The organism is Romboutsia sp. D33t1_170424_H2, assembly GCF_015669105.1.
In the GTDB taxonomy this organism is placed as follows: domain Bacteria; phylum Bacillota; class Clostridia; order Peptostreptococcales; family Peptostreptococcaceae; genus Romboutsia_C; species Romboutsia_C hominis.
The window spans coordinates 25,788-38,266 of record NZ_JADOZQ010000010.1; the positions used below are offsets into that span (position 1 = coordinate 25,788).

Consider the following 12,479-nt stretch of genomic DNA (forward strand, 5'->3'; position numbering starts at 1 on the left):
AGGTTTAATCATAAACTATAGCATTAAGGATGGTGATTTATGGATAAGGTTAAACAATGTACTAAATGTAAAGAGGTGCTACCTGATACCGCTGACTTCTTTTACTACGATAGCAAATGGAAAAAGTTATCTGCTCAATGTAAAAACTGTAAAAAGGGTGTATATAAAGACAAAGAAGTTACAGATATCAAAAGATGGTATGATGAACGAGATAACTACTTTAAAAGTAAATGGCAGTTTAAAGATATTAAATGGATGTATGACAACTATCTATCTATAACAAAGCAAGAGCTACTTGATTATTTTGACCATAAAATACCTTATAAAACCTTGACTAATATCATCTATAAATGGGGTTTGAAGAAAACAACTAAGAATGATAATTGGTCTAAAGAGGAAATAGAAAGCCTTAAAAAGTATTATCCTGATAAAGAACAGTGCTTTCTAGAAAGCTTTTTTAAAGATAGAACTTGGGTATCTATAAAGATGAAGGCTAGTAAACTAGGTATTCAAAGAACAGATGAAGCTCTATTTACAATAAGAAGTGAATCTCATATCGGTGTAAAACCCTCTGAAGAAGCTAGAAGAAAAATGAGCCAAAGCAGAAAAGGTAAAAATAATCCCAACTGGAAAGGAAATTGCCATATAGTTCCACATTTTAGAAGTCAGTTATATGAATGGAAATTAGCTAGTTTGAAATCTACTGATTATAAGTGCTATTTTACTTTTATACATAATGATAATTTACATATACATCATGTTAATAAAAACTTCATAGATATTATGGAGGAATCGTTTAGAAAGTGTGGTTTGTCCATAAAGGAAAATATAGAAGACTATTCAAATGAAGAACTAGATAACTTAAACAGGGTCTTTTTAGAATTACATTATCAGTACGGTCTTGGTGTACCTATGCAAGAGTATATTCATAAAACCTTTCACTCAATTTATGGACACACTAACAATACCCCTGAGCAATTTAAAGAGTTTGAGCATAAATATCATTCAGGTGAGATAGATGATTTACTTAACAAGCATTTAACTGAATATAACTTAAAAACAAAGAATAAGAAAAAACGAAATAAATTGACACCTGAAGATGTATTAAATATACGAAAATTAATTGGTGAAGGTATCAAAGTATCTATATTAGCTGAACAATATAAAGTTTCACCTCAAACTATTAGGGATTTGAAGAATTACAAAACATGGAGTCATATAAGTTAGTCCTTATAACATATATAGTAATATGCATTATAAAGATTTTTAGGAGGTGTACATATGGTTCTATGTAAAACTTGTGGGAAAGATAACATATTTGATTTTGGTTGCACTGAATGTGATTCATGTTCAAGAAAAAGGTATGCTGTTAAAGATGGGAAGGAAATCTATGGACATATTACTACATTAATGAAAGAATGTGATATCTCATTTAAGCAGGCTATTGAAATCATAAAGATAGTTAATCTACACGAGATATCAGAGGGATTAAGTGATATTAGGAAAGCAGTTTATGATATTGGAGAATAGCCCTAAAAATAGAAAAAGGCGATAGATACACAACTACCTGTATACCTACCGCCTTAAATTTTACTTACCCAATATAACATCTTTCAAGACTTCTATATCTTCCTTCATGTCTTTAACTACTTCAAAGCTCTTAGCTTGAGTTAAAATAACGTCTTGATTTTTCTCAATAGTCTTTTGATACCTTAATTCTCTTTTACTATTTTCTGTCATTACATACCATAGTAAAGAAGCGAATATAGCTCCTGCAAAGCCATACTCGCTTAATATCATTTTTAATATTTCATTAATATCCATACTATACCACCTTTCTTTAGTTTATTATCTTAGTTCTCTAACTATGCTATGAAGTAAATCATCCTGAGCTTGCTTAACCATTTTTTCAACTTGTGGCATAATATCCTCTGATACACTACCTTCTATGTTTACAAGAGGTTGATTAAAGTTTACTTCTACTGTTCTGTTGTTAGTATTATTAGTTGTACTATTATTACTTGAACTTGGAGTGTATCTGCTAGAGCTATAATCTACATTCGGAATAGAGAACCTTGTTTTAGAGTTTATATCTAATTTATCTAAGATATCATCTAAGTCCTCAAAAGTATCTAGTGCTTGTTGTAGTTTACCTATCAGTTCCTGTTCAATAGTACTTCCAAGTACACCAAATAGTTCTCCTGTCTCCTCTGCAAAATCAATTAAAGCATCTTCTAAACTAGATACATTACCTTCTATATCAGTAAATACTCCACTACCAAGGGCTTGTGCAACTAGTTCAGCTATTTTACCGTCAGAGAATTTATCCTCTAAATCTTTAATCGTACTGTCAGCTTCTTCCTGTAATCTATCACTTTCTTGGTCAAACATATCATTAACTTGGTCATCGATTTTATCTTGAACCATGTCTTGAAGTTTCTTCTGTTCTTCTTTTAATTGATTCAAAAGGTCTTGAACTTTTTTCTGTCCTGCTAGTGAAATATCTTTTTTAGCTATTTCAAGTTGCTTCTCAAGATTTTTTACCTTTTCCATTTGGTCATTGTAATTGTCTTGGTATTTAGCCTCTTCTCTAGCTTTATTATAAGCATCCTTCTCTTTATCTAAAGCATCTAATCTAGAATCTAATTCTTTATTAATTAAATCTATTCTATCTTCTACTTGTTTTTTGTAGACTTTTGTTATCTCATCTTCTATGTCCTTGACTACATCTAACTGCTCTTTAAGAGAATCTTTAATTGTATTCTCTAGGTCTATCCACTCACCTTCAAGCTTTGGTAGTTCCTCATTTTGTAACTCAAAGTAAGCCTCTAATACTTCTTGTATATCCTCAAAATCTTTTGATGTATTCATCAGGTGTTTTAGCTGTTCTGAGTAATTGCTTACATCACCGTTAGAATCGAACTTGAAACCTACTGATTTCAATTTATTTTGAAGTTCTGAGTGCTTATTTAATATATAATTATATTGTTTATTAATCTCTTTTTTCTGCTTTTCAAGTAACTCTAGCTGTTTATCTAATAAACCTATCTTTTCACTACCTGTAGCATATTTTAATTTTTTCTCAATTAAGTCTAGCTCTTTAGATAAGTCGTTTAACTCATCAGTTAACTCTTGATACTTAGCCTCTTCAAACATTTTATTTTGTTCTTTTATAATATCAGCTATTGTATCTTTCATATTAGACATCTCATTATTTAAAGATTCCCACTCATTCTCAAGGTCAGGAATCTTATCATAGGTAGTATCTAGATACTCTTCAACTTTTTCAAAGACTTTACTAAACTCATCTTCAGATAGAGTCTTCTTAAGTTCTTCTATTTTTCCACCATATCCCTCAATACTTCCGTCATTCCTGAACTTAAAACCATATTGTCCAAGTTCATTCATTAGCTTTTTCCTTCTTTGGTTTTCAAAGACTAAAAGGTCTTGAGTTTCCTTTTGAAGTTGCTTAGTAAGCTCTATTCTTTGGTTTAATAAGTCAATTTCTTTTTGTCCACTAGCACCATCTAATAATACTTTATTCTTATCAAGTTTATTTTGAACTTCCAAAATATCTCTATTGTGGTCTTTATATCTAGAGTCCTCTTTAAGGTCTTTTAATTGATTTTCAAACTCTTTAATAGAGTTTATATTGTCTTTAATAGCATTATTTATCTCTATAAATTCTTCTCTAACATCAGGTAGCTTATTTACAGAAACATCTATGTACTCTTCTAAATAAGTTTTAATTTCATCTAAACTTTTTTTATACTTATCTACATTTTCTTTAGCTAAGTCATACTCTTTAGATAATTTATCCTTATGCTTATCATTATCGCCCTTGTAGCTAGATTCAGCCTTTTGTTTAGCATCTGCTATTTCTTCCAGCTTTTCTAGCTCTTTTTCTATTAGGATAAGTTTTTCTTCGTAATTCTTTAAGTTTCCATCAGGTGTAAATTGGAATCCTTTATTCTTTAAGAAATACTCATAATAATTCTTTTGTCTTATTAGCTTATCCTCTAAATCCTTTTGAAGTTGTAACTGCTCTTGATATAATACATTTTGCTCTTCAAGATACTTAACCTTATCTCTGCCACTAGCATTTTTCATTTTCTTATCTAGTAACGATAGTTGATTATTTACGTCTTTTATTGCATTTTCTAATTCTTGAAGAAGTTCAACATTATACTTTATAGAGTTAAATATATCATTACCACCTATTGCTATAGTAGGTCTTGATACTGCTCTAGCATCCATATTTGGTACATTATCTTGGTTATAATTAGCATATGGTTCAAATGTTCTTCTAGCAGATTCTACAATTGGTTCTACTGGAGTTGGTACAGATATAGTCTTAGGTTTAGCACCTTGCCTTTGAGGGGTTGGAGTTCCTACTGTTGAGTATTTTGTAACAACTTTAAAGGTAGTAGTAAATGTTTTTGCATATTTGCTAACAAACGAACTTATATTATTTTTAAGACCTGTTACATTTTTACTAGCTTGTGCCGTTACTGTACTAAACTTAGTAGTTTTAGTTTTTCCAGTATTCTTTCTATCATAATCCGATATATTATTTTTAAGTCCCGTTACATTTTTGCTGGCACTAGCAGTGTCTGTTTTGAATGTTGCCTTATATACTTTACCATTCATACTTTCTGCTTCTTGCTTTACACCTTGTACCTTAGACTTACTATCTCCAATATCTACATTAACTTTAGATGTAGACTGTTTAGGTAAATTATCTAATTCCTTTTTAGTTTGTTCTACTTGCTCTTTACCATTAACAGCAGTCTCGATTTTCACACGTTCTTCTTCAGGTAAACTATCTAGTATTAACTGTAATTGTTCTGCACTCATATTTCCCTGTTCTTGGATATTAGTTAATAATGCTACTCTCTTTTCTACAGGTATATTAGCCAATATATCTTGTACAGTCTTAGCACCTTCTAATGCTTTGTAGTTATCTGCTTTAATTAGTGTTTGTACTTCTGGAGGTAACTGTTCATATATATTGTATAGTTTTAATGCTTTATCTTTAGATTCTTCACTATCTGCCTTTAAAACCGTCTGAACATCTTTAGGTATATTTTCATATGCAGTAGTTAATTCTATTACCTTTTCTTTAGTTCCCTCTATATCTGGTTCTAATTTAGTATTTCCCCAAATTTTTTCTAATCTTCTACTATGCTCTGCATTAAGTCTTTCATTTTCTTCATTGCGTTCTCTTACATTATCTACTAAACCATCGTATGTACCTTTAACATCTTCCATACGTTTATCTATAGAATCTGCCCAATCATCCATACCTACAAAGTCTGCAAAATTAGATATCCCTTCTCCAGCACCCATAACAAACTCTAGTACCTTAGCTAAAGCACCATCAAACACATTTCCTATATCATTACCCATCTTTGTAAATGTAGCAGTAATAGCAAAAGGTATTAATCCCATTGATTCTACAATTTTACCTGCAAAATCTATAATTTTAGTTAAAGTTGGTAATACTCCTGAACCTATTGTTTGTGTTAATTCATTCCATTCATTGGATAAGTCTTGTTGCATAGCTTGGTAAGATTCTTCATATGCTTGTTTAGCCTCATCCATAGCTCCTGCTGTATTACTTACAGATGTTTCTATGTTAGTCCATGCCTGTACAACACCTTCAGAACCATATTCGATTGTGCCTTTGAAAATTTCTTGGAGTAATCTAGCTCTTTCAGTTTCATCTGAAACACCCATGATAGCTTTCATTACTTGTTCCATTGCACCAACAGATGTTATAGAACCACTATCTATTTTACTTTTTAAATCTTCTATATCTATTCCTAAATCTTTAAAAGCATCTTTACTAGTTGTAGAACCATCTGTTAAAGTTAAGAAGAACTCTTTAACCATATCCATAGCTTGGTCTGTACTCATACCCGTAGCATTTACCGCTTCATCGACTAATGCAAATGCTTCTTGTCCACTTACACCTAAAGTCGATAGTATAGGAGTATATTCTACTAAAGTATCTAACCAATCTTGAGACATATTAAGTCCTGATTGTTCCCCGGCTATAATCATATCTAGTGCTTGAGAATGTGTCATCCCCCAGTCATTTACTGCTGAGGTCATAAATCTAGTTACATCAGCACTTTCATATCCCATTTTAGCTAATAAGTCCATGCTTTGAGCTAGACTTTCAGTTTCTTTAGCACCTAAATTAAATCTTTGTTCTAATAATTTAACTGCTTCAGATACACCTTCTAGGCTATAACCACCATCTCCAGCTATATTGTTTATTTGTTCATATAATGCTTTAGCATCCTCTTCTGCTAATCCTAAACTTAATCTAAGTCCTGTTATAGCATCATCAAATGCTATTGCTCCATCATATACATTCTTAGCAAATACACTGGCTATAGCTACCGCAGATGCTTTAGCACCTAATGCTAAATTATCTAAACTTAATTTAGAATCATTTGCACTTTCTCCTATTAGGGCTAGCTCTTCCGTACCTTCACCCATAGTTTTAAATGAAGTTTCTAACTCACTTATAGAAGATTTTAGCTTATTCATATCATTAGATGTTTTATCTATGTCTGTACTATACTGTTGTAGCTTATGAGAGTTCTTTTGTATTAACTCTAATTTATCTGCTAATGCCTTCTTTAAGTCTTTAACAGCTTTTTCTTGTTCTTTATAAGCATTACTATTCTTATCGCCATTATTAACCATATCTGCTAATGCTTTTTCTGCTTTCTTTAACTCATCAGCTAATTCATCATATTGTTTCTTTTGCTTATCCGTTTTCTTATACAAATCATCAAATTGTTTATTTTGCATTTGTAACTTCTTTTCAGTTGCATCAAATGCTCTATTACCTTTTTCTAATGCTTTAGTATATGCTTCTACTTTATCTTCTGCATTATCTATAGACTTACTTGCTACATCAAAATCTTTTGCTAAGTTTCTAACATTCTTCTTAGTGTTAGATAATTCCCTAGCAAAACTTTGCATTTCTAAATCTAAACCGACCTGTAAATTTGCTATCTCTTGACTTCTACTCATATATATACACCACCATTTCTAAAAATTGTAAAAAAAATAGGCATAGTCAAAATGATGACCATGCCTTATCCGAATGAAGTTTCATTTACAACTTCTCTCTTATTATCCTGTTTATCTAATCCGTTAAATCTTCTATGTGCATCCCATTGCTTAAAGTAGTATTTTGGTGTTATATTATAGAAGTCATCAGCTCTTTTTAACACCGAATACCATATATATTCCATTTCTCCCATATCCCAGTCTTGTACTTTTGCATATGGATTAACTATTCCACTCGTTTTTTTTTATCATCATCTTGAGGTAAACTAGCTTTCATTAATGCAAATACTTGTAAAGTTATATTATTTCTCTCATGTAATTTCATATCTTCAAGTATATGTTTTGCCTCTAACTGAGGATGGCATCTTCTTATTGACTCTATTATTAAGTTATTTATAACCATATAGTTTTCTTTTTTGACTAAGTCAAACATTTCTACTACTGTTATATTGTCTTTAACTTGTTTTAAATTCCATTGAGCCTCAGCTATTGCTCCCATATCTAATCTAGCTCTATATTTCTTACCATTTAACTTTATTTCTATCACATCATTTATTACACTCATTATCTCGCCACCTTACTAGGTATTTGCACTTCTTTAAAGAAGTTATCTACCTTATCTTTATTCCCTGATTTTGTATCTAATGTAAAATAAGTTAGTTTCTTATCTAAGTCTACTAGAACATCAAACTCTAATATTTGAGTTTCATTATTCATTTCGCCTTGCATCGTACTTGCAACATCAGTTGGATTATTAAAAATGCACTTATAGACTACAGTATATAGCTCACCTTCATCTGCTTTTTCTCTAGAGAATAATAAGCTAATCGGTTGAGGATTAAATTCATCTATTATGTATAGCTCTCCATTATTGTAACTCCATCCTAATATATCTGCTTTTTCTTCTAAGGTTAATCCAAGAACAGATAATTTGCCTGTACCTTTTAAAGCTCCATTAAATCTAATAGAGTCATACCCTTGTTTTTTAGCATATTGGTAAGGCTGTTCTAAATTAATTTCTATATCTAATGCTCCTAAAATTGGCTTTATTATTCCACTTTTACAGTAATGTATCTTATCTAATCCATATAAGATTTTGCTTTTATAATTCATATTACACCTACTTTATAATTATTTTAAATTGGTGGTAGATTTTGAGAGAACCTACCAAACTCTTATTTTTAAGCTAATTATTTTAACTTAATATTATAAACTGCTTTCTTTTGGCATTTGTACTGTTGTATACCAATTATTTACCATTTCAGAGTCAACTTTAGCATCAGTTGTATCCACTGTATAGAAGAAATATCCTTGCTTTAAGTCAGGTAAACAAGTAAAGTCTAAATCAGATATTTGCTCTGCCATTTCCCCTTCTGTTGTGACAGCACTTATAGATGGTATAGCGAATTGTACATTATATAAAACATTTAATAATTTACCACCATCTGCCTTTTCTTGTTCAAATAGTAAAGCCAATGAAGGAGCATTCATACTAGCATTTAATGCTAATCCACCAGACATATTTTCTGTTCCAGCTAATAAGCATTTTTCATCAGTAGTTAATCCAAGTACTGATAATTTACCTGATCCTTTAGTTATTCTCTTATCGTTATATACAGCTTTGTTATCTGCATAAACTATCTTTTCAGATGCTTCAAATGATGCTTCTACAGCTTTACCACCAAGTATTTGAACAGGAACTCCAAATTCACCATCTTCCCCAACTGTTGCAACGTGTATGTTAGACATACCAAATATTATTTTTTCATTATAAGTTTTACTCATTAAAAATCACCTTATCTTTCTTAAATTTTTGTATTAAAAAAGAACTCTAGTTAGAGTCCTCATTCCAAATCTTTATTTTAAAATCCATGTTTTTACCAAAGTGAGTTTCACCTATTAGGTCAATACACCCATCGAATTTATAACCATTAGATTTCATCATATTTTTTATTTCTTTGTATTTGTCTGCTAATAGCCTATTATCCTTTTTATACCAGTAGTTGATAGTAATATAATATAAAGTGGCACGACTTTTATTATCCGCCACCTCCGCATCCTTTTCTTGGTATATACTGTAAACAACATACTCATCTGTTTTGTTGGTACATTCTTGGTAATAAGCATCTATATTAATAGACTTTAATATATTAAATATTTTACTTATCATTTAATCACCTACTTAGATGTTAGGTCTTTAACTATAGATTCTTTAATTGCTTCAGATGCTTGTTTAATATTCTTGTTCCATGCTTTCTTCATCCACTTATTACCAATCATATTTTCTGTTCCATACTCTTGGTAATATCCATATCTGACTACATCTTCACTAGCATTTTCAATGCCTACTGTAATTTTAGCTTTAGTTCCAGTACCTTTAATTTTACCTTTATCTAAAGACTTTTTTAGTTCTCCAGTATCTTCAGGAGCGGTCTCTATTTGACCCTCTAATAAAATATCTGCGCCTGCATTTAAAGCATTTGTAGCTATTTCTTTTTGTGCTTTTCTTTCTAACTCTTCCAGTCTATCTAATACTTCTTGGAGATTATGAGTTAATCCCATATTACTCCACCTTCTCTACTGTTAACTCTATAAATGCTCTATCTTCAAATTCGTGTATATGCTTTATGTCATATCTTTCATTTTTGTAAAAAACATAATTATCTGTAGATATATTTCTATTTCTACAGATGAATTTAAGAGTTAATTTAGTAGAATTAGCATTAGAATTTATATATTCTTTAGTAGATACAGTCTTTTTCTTAGCTCTAAGCTTATATTTTGTTACATAACTTTTAGAACTAAATCCATCTACAAGCTCTTCTTTAAGCTCTTGTATCTCTATTATTTCTCTTAATTCGCCTGCATCAATCATTATAGCCATACCCTGTTCATGTCCAGTATTGATTTAAGCACAAAATTTACTTTATTACTAACTTGCTCTGTTGCACTTCTTTTAGAGTACATATCTGTAACTAATAGTAATACAGCTATATTAATAGAAGGTATTTTATCTAATTTCTCTTCACTTAAAGATGTATAAGTTTTTACATAATCTTTAGCAGAATACAGACATAAGTTTATTAAGCTATCATCTTCCTTGAAGTCTTCTTCTATATTAAGATGTTTCTTACAATGTTCTATCATTAAATTGCTAAAAGTAACTTGTTCCATTACTCAGTCACCTTCTTATTAGTAACTTTCTCTGCCAATTTAGCATCTATTAGTTGCTTAGCTAAATTTTGCTTAACTTCTTTTACTTCATTGACTTTACACATTCCAAGTTCCAAATGTGCAAAGTTTTCCATTATTTTTATTTTCATATATACCACCTCCAAAAATAACACCTTCTAGAATCCGTTTTAGAGGTGTTTCTATTTAATTTTTAATGTAAACATTAGGGCATAGAAGGAACACTTCTACACCTTAACAATTGGATATTTTGACTGTATGCTTAAATTAAGCCATAAAAGCTATAGCTTTTGTTATAGCTTGCTTAACGTCTGCATAAGAAGTTACTCTGAAAGCTATACCAGCAGTGTCAAACATTGACTCAGTAGATTTCTTTATCTCAGCAGTAGCACCAGTAGCAACTACCATACCTTGAGCCATGTCTGCGAAGTACATTTTAGTTGCATCATTTGACTCAACTACTGGTCTTCCATATATAGTAAATGCAAACTCTTTAGTTAGGTCAGGCTGAACTATTGGTCTTCTTAGTTAGGTCAGGCTGAACTATTGGTCTTCCTTGATTGTCCGTTAATGTCATTAATAATCTTAAGTCAGCATCATTAACAACCCATATTGCATTTTTTCTAAACTTAGATTCTAGTGCAAAGTATAAAGAATTTACATCATCTAAAGATAAAGCACTTTCTACTTTTCTAGTAACTTCTTTAGCTCCCATTTCTTTAGTAGCTTTTTCTAATCCGAATGCTGTATCGTCACCTTTCACAACTAATTCTGCTATTGTATCATTTATAGCTTGTCTACATTCTTCTGTTATAACTGCTTCCACATCATAAGCTTCTGAGTTCATTAACTCTTCAGATACAGCTATTATAGAAGAATATTTTTCGGGTCTTAAATCAACCTTATCGAATAAAACATCTTTCTTAGCTATCTCAGCTAACTCACCAGCTTTAACTAACTTTCCTAATTTTCCTTTTTGCACTGGTACTATAGAAGTTCCATTAACAGGTATTTGTCTTATGTGAGCCAGTATTGGATTCTCTTGAGCTTTTTCTGCCACATGTTGTCCATTTGCTACTTTTTCCATTTTTACATTAGTAGTTGTCATAGCATTTTTTATTTCAACTTTCATTTCTTTTCCTTCTAATATTGTATTTTTAAATTCCATATTTTCTTTACCTACCTTTTCTATTTTTTCTGTACTGTTATCTACAGTTAATTTGTCTAATTTATTTAAAGACTCGATTTTATTTTGTATTTCTTGTAACTCTTGTTCTTTAGCTTCAAACTTAGCTAAATCAAAGTTGTCTTCAACTTCTACTAGAGTTTTCATATCATCTATTAATTTGTTTTTAGCCTCTAATAACTCTTTTAGCTTCATCATTTCACACCTTTCTTTTAAAAATGGGCATAAAAATAACACCTTAATGGTGCTTTATGCTTTACAGTTCATAAGTTTTAATTTTTGCTTTATAGTAGTCTACATTGTAATTTGTTAATATAATTGGTTCATCTTTTGTATTATTTTCAATTTCTTTATTTTCTTCAACTTGGTTGTTTAAGTTTTCAGGAATATTTTTGCAAATCTTGTTAAGATACTCAGACTCTACTTTAGCTACAGCTTTATTTTCTTCTGCAAGCTCTATATTGAAGTATTGAGATGCTTCTTCGCCATTTAGCCAAGTCTCATCATTAACCATCTCTTTGATAGTTTCTATATCAACACCTTCAACAATATTATCTTGATATACATTAATAATTGCTTGCTCTATGTTGTCTAATAAATCTGCTGTTTCTCTTAACTCATTTGCATTTCCTGATACACCCACAAGTGGTTTATGTATCATCAAGAAACTATTCTTAGGAACTACTATCCTATCTCCTGCCATAGCTATTACACTAGCTATTGAACCAGCTAAACCATCAACATAAACTGTTTTAGTTCCTTTATGACGTTTTAACATGTTGTATATAGCCATACCTGCAAAAACAGAACCTCCTCCTGAGTTAATATAAATGTTTAAATCTTTATTCTCATAGTCTTTTAGAAAATCTCTTACCCTCTCAGGATATTGGTCTGCATCATCCCAAGCTCCATACCAAGAACTAACTATATCTCCATAAAAATATAAATCCACTGAAGTTTCTGTTTGGTTCTTAACTTGTAAAAAATTTATTAAATTATCTTTTTTCAC

General features: G+C 30.7%; 16 protein-coding genes. 2 read left to right on the forward strand and 14 right to left on the reverse strand.

Annotated elements, in window-relative coordinates; translation table 11 throughout:
* Window positions 1-39 precede the first annotated feature (39 nt).
* Both I4U66_RS11030 and I4U66_RS11035 read left to right on the forward strand, forming a co-directional pair.
* Window positions 40-1,227: an NUMOD3 domain-containing DNA-binding protein gene (locus I4U66_RS11030; protein WP_195928907.1), complete on the forward strand. Its 1,188-nt coding sequence runs from the start codon at window positions 40-42 to the stop codon at window positions 1,225-1,227.
* Between the two features lie 54 nt (window positions 1,228-1,281).
* Window positions 1,282-1,530: a hypothetical protein gene (locus I4U66_RS11035; protein WP_195928909.1), complete on the forward strand. Its 249-nt coding sequence runs from the start codon at window positions 1,282-1,284 to the stop codon at window positions 1,528-1,530.
* A gap of 60 nt (window positions 1,531-1,590) precedes the next feature.
* Here the strand turns inward: I4U66_RS11035 and I4U66_RS11040 are convergent, their stop codons facing one another.
* From I4U66_RS11040 to I4U66_RS11105, 14 genes are all read right to left on the reverse strand, one after another.
* Entirely contained in the window at window positions 1,591-1,824 is a 234-nt protein-coding gene (locus I4U66_RS11040; RefSeq protein WP_195928911.1) for a BhlA/UviB family holin-like peptide, read from the reverse strand.
* A 24-nt stretch (window positions 1,825-1,848) separates the two neighbouring features.
* On the reverse strand, window positions 1,849-7,053 hold the full coding sequence (locus tag I4U66_RS11045) for a phage tail tape measure protein (protein WP_195928913.1): 5,205 nt from the start codon (window positions 7,051-7,053) through the stop codon (window positions 1,849-1,851).
* A 65-nt stretch (window positions 7,054-7,118) separates the two neighbouring features.
* Entirely contained in the window at window positions 7,119-7,277 is a 159-nt protein-coding gene (locus I4U66_RS11050; RefSeq protein WP_207743630.1) for a hypothetical protein, read from the reverse strand.
* Between the two features lie 41 nt (window positions 7,278-7,318).
* Window positions 7,319-7,657: a hypothetical protein gene (locus tag I4U66_RS11055; RefSeq protein ID WP_195928916.1), complete on the reverse strand. Its 339-nt coding sequence runs from the start codon at window positions 7,655-7,657 to the stop codon at window positions 7,319-7,321.
* Window positions 7,657-8,205, reverse strand: coding sequence for a major tail protein (locus I4U66_RS11060; RefSeq protein ID WP_195928918.1), 549 nt, complete (start codon window positions 8,203-8,205; stop codon window positions 7,657-7,659). The genes I4U66_RS11055 and I4U66_RS11060 overlap by 1 nt, the downstream gene beginning before the upstream one ends.
* Before the next feature lie 93 nt (window positions 8,206-8,298).
* Entirely contained in the window at window positions 8,299-8,877 is a 579-nt protein-coding gene (locus tag I4U66_RS11065; RefSeq protein WP_195928920.1) for a major tail protein, read from the reverse strand.
* Between the two features lie 46 nt (window positions 8,878-8,923).
* A complete protein-coding gene (locus tag I4U66_RS11070; protein ID WP_195928922.1) occupies window positions 8,924-9,262 on the reverse strand; it encodes a hypothetical protein in 339 nt (112 codons plus the stop codon).
* 8 nt (window positions 9,263-9,270) lie between these two features.
* Window positions 9,271-9,654 carry an HK97-gp10 family putative phage morphogenesis protein gene (locus I4U66_RS11075; RefSeq protein ID WP_195928925.1) on the reverse strand — a complete coding sequence of 128 codons (384 nt, stop codon included), beginning with the start codon at window positions 9,652-9,654 and terminating at the stop codon, window positions 9,271-9,273.
* A gap of 1 nt (window position 9,655) precedes the next feature.
* Entirely contained in the window at window positions 9,656-9,976 is a 321-nt protein-coding gene (locus tag I4U66_RS11080; RefSeq protein ID WP_207743631.1) for a head-tail adaptor protein, read from the reverse strand.
* Window positions 9,967-10,266, reverse strand: coding sequence for a head-tail connector protein (locus tag I4U66_RS11085; protein ID WP_195928929.1), 300 nt, complete (start codon window positions 10,264-10,266; stop codon window positions 9,967-9,969). The genes I4U66_RS11080 and I4U66_RS11085 overlap by 10 nt, the downstream gene beginning before the upstream one ends.
* Window positions 10,266-10,430, reverse strand: coding sequence for a hypothetical protein (locus I4U66_RS11090; RefSeq protein WP_195928930.1), 165 nt, complete (start codon window positions 10,428-10,430; stop codon window positions 10,266-10,268). The genes I4U66_RS11085 and I4U66_RS11090 overlap by 1 nt, the downstream gene beginning before the upstream one ends.
* A 121-nt stretch (window positions 10,431-10,551) precedes the next feature.
* Window positions 10,552-10,800 carry a phage major capsid protein gene (locus I4U66_RS11095; protein ID WP_195928985.1) on the reverse strand — a complete coding sequence of 83 codons (249 nt, stop codon included), beginning with the start codon at window positions 10,798-10,800 and terminating at the stop codon, window positions 10,552-10,554.
* On the reverse strand, window positions 10,787-11,665 hold the full coding sequence (locus I4U66_RS11100) for a phage major capsid protein (RefSeq protein ID WP_195928933.1): 879 nt from the start codon (window positions 11,663-11,665) through the stop codon (window positions 10,787-10,789). Before I4U66_RS11100 ends, I4U66_RS11095 begins: the two co-directional genes overlap by 14 nt.
* 61 nt (window positions 11,666-11,726) lie before the next feature.
* On the reverse strand, window positions 11,727-12,479 hold the full coding sequence (locus I4U66_RS11105) for a head maturation protease, ClpP-related (protein ID WP_271957167.1): 753 nt from the start codon (window positions 12,477-12,479) through the stop codon (window positions 11,727-11,729).

Bases quoted from the DNA above. Each gene is read 5' to 3' on its own strand.
- I4U66_RS11030 (WP_195928907.1), top strand. From the start codon at position 40: ATGGATAAGGTTAAACAATGTACTAAATGTAAAGAGGTGCTACCTGAT.
- I4U66_RS11035 (WP_195928909.1), top strand. From the start codon at position 1,282: ATGGTTCTATGTAAAACTTGTGGGAAAGATAACATATTTGATTTTGGT.
- I4U66_RS11040 (WP_195928911.1), bottom strand. From the start codon at position 1,824: ATGGATATTAATGAAATATTAAAAATGATATTAAGCGAGTATGGCTTT.
- I4U66_RS11045 (WP_195928913.1), bottom strand. From the start codon at position 7,053: ATGAGTAGAAGTCAAGAGATAGCAAATTTACAGGTCGGTTTAGATTTA.
- I4U66_RS11050 (WP_207743630.1), bottom strand. From the start codon at position 7,277: ATGGAATATATATGGTATTCGGTGTTAAAAAGAGCTGATGACTTCTAT.
- I4U66_RS11055 (WP_195928916.1), bottom strand. From the start codon at position 7,657: ATGAGTGTAATAAATGATGTGATAGAAATAAAGTTAAATGGTAAGAAA.
- I4U66_RS11060 (WP_195928918.1), bottom strand. From the start codon at position 8,205: ATGAATTATAAAAGCAAAATCTTATATGGATTAGATAAGATACATTAC.
- I4U66_RS11065 (WP_195928920.1), bottom strand. From the start codon at position 8,877: ATGAGTAAAACTTATAATGAAAAAATAATATTTGGTATGTCTAACATA.
- I4U66_RS11070 (WP_195928922.1), bottom strand. From the start codon at position 9,262: ATGATAAGTAAAATATTTAATATATTAAAGTCTATTAATATAGATGCT.
- I4U66_RS11075 (WP_195928925.1), bottom strand. From the start codon at position 9,654: ATGGGATTAACTCATAATCTCCAAGAAGTATTAGATAGACTGGAAGAG.
- I4U66_RS11080 (WP_207743631.1), bottom strand. From the start codon at position 9,976: ATGGCTATAATGATTGATGCAGGCGAATTAAGAGAAATAATAGAGATA.
- I4U66_RS11085 (WP_195928929.1), bottom strand. From the start codon at position 10,266: ATGGAACAAGTTACTTTTAGCAATTTAATGATAGAACATTGTAAGAAA.
- I4U66_RS11100 (WP_195928933.1), bottom strand. From the start codon at position 11,665: ATGAAGCTAAAAGAGTTATTAGAGGCTAAAAACAAATTAATAGATGAT.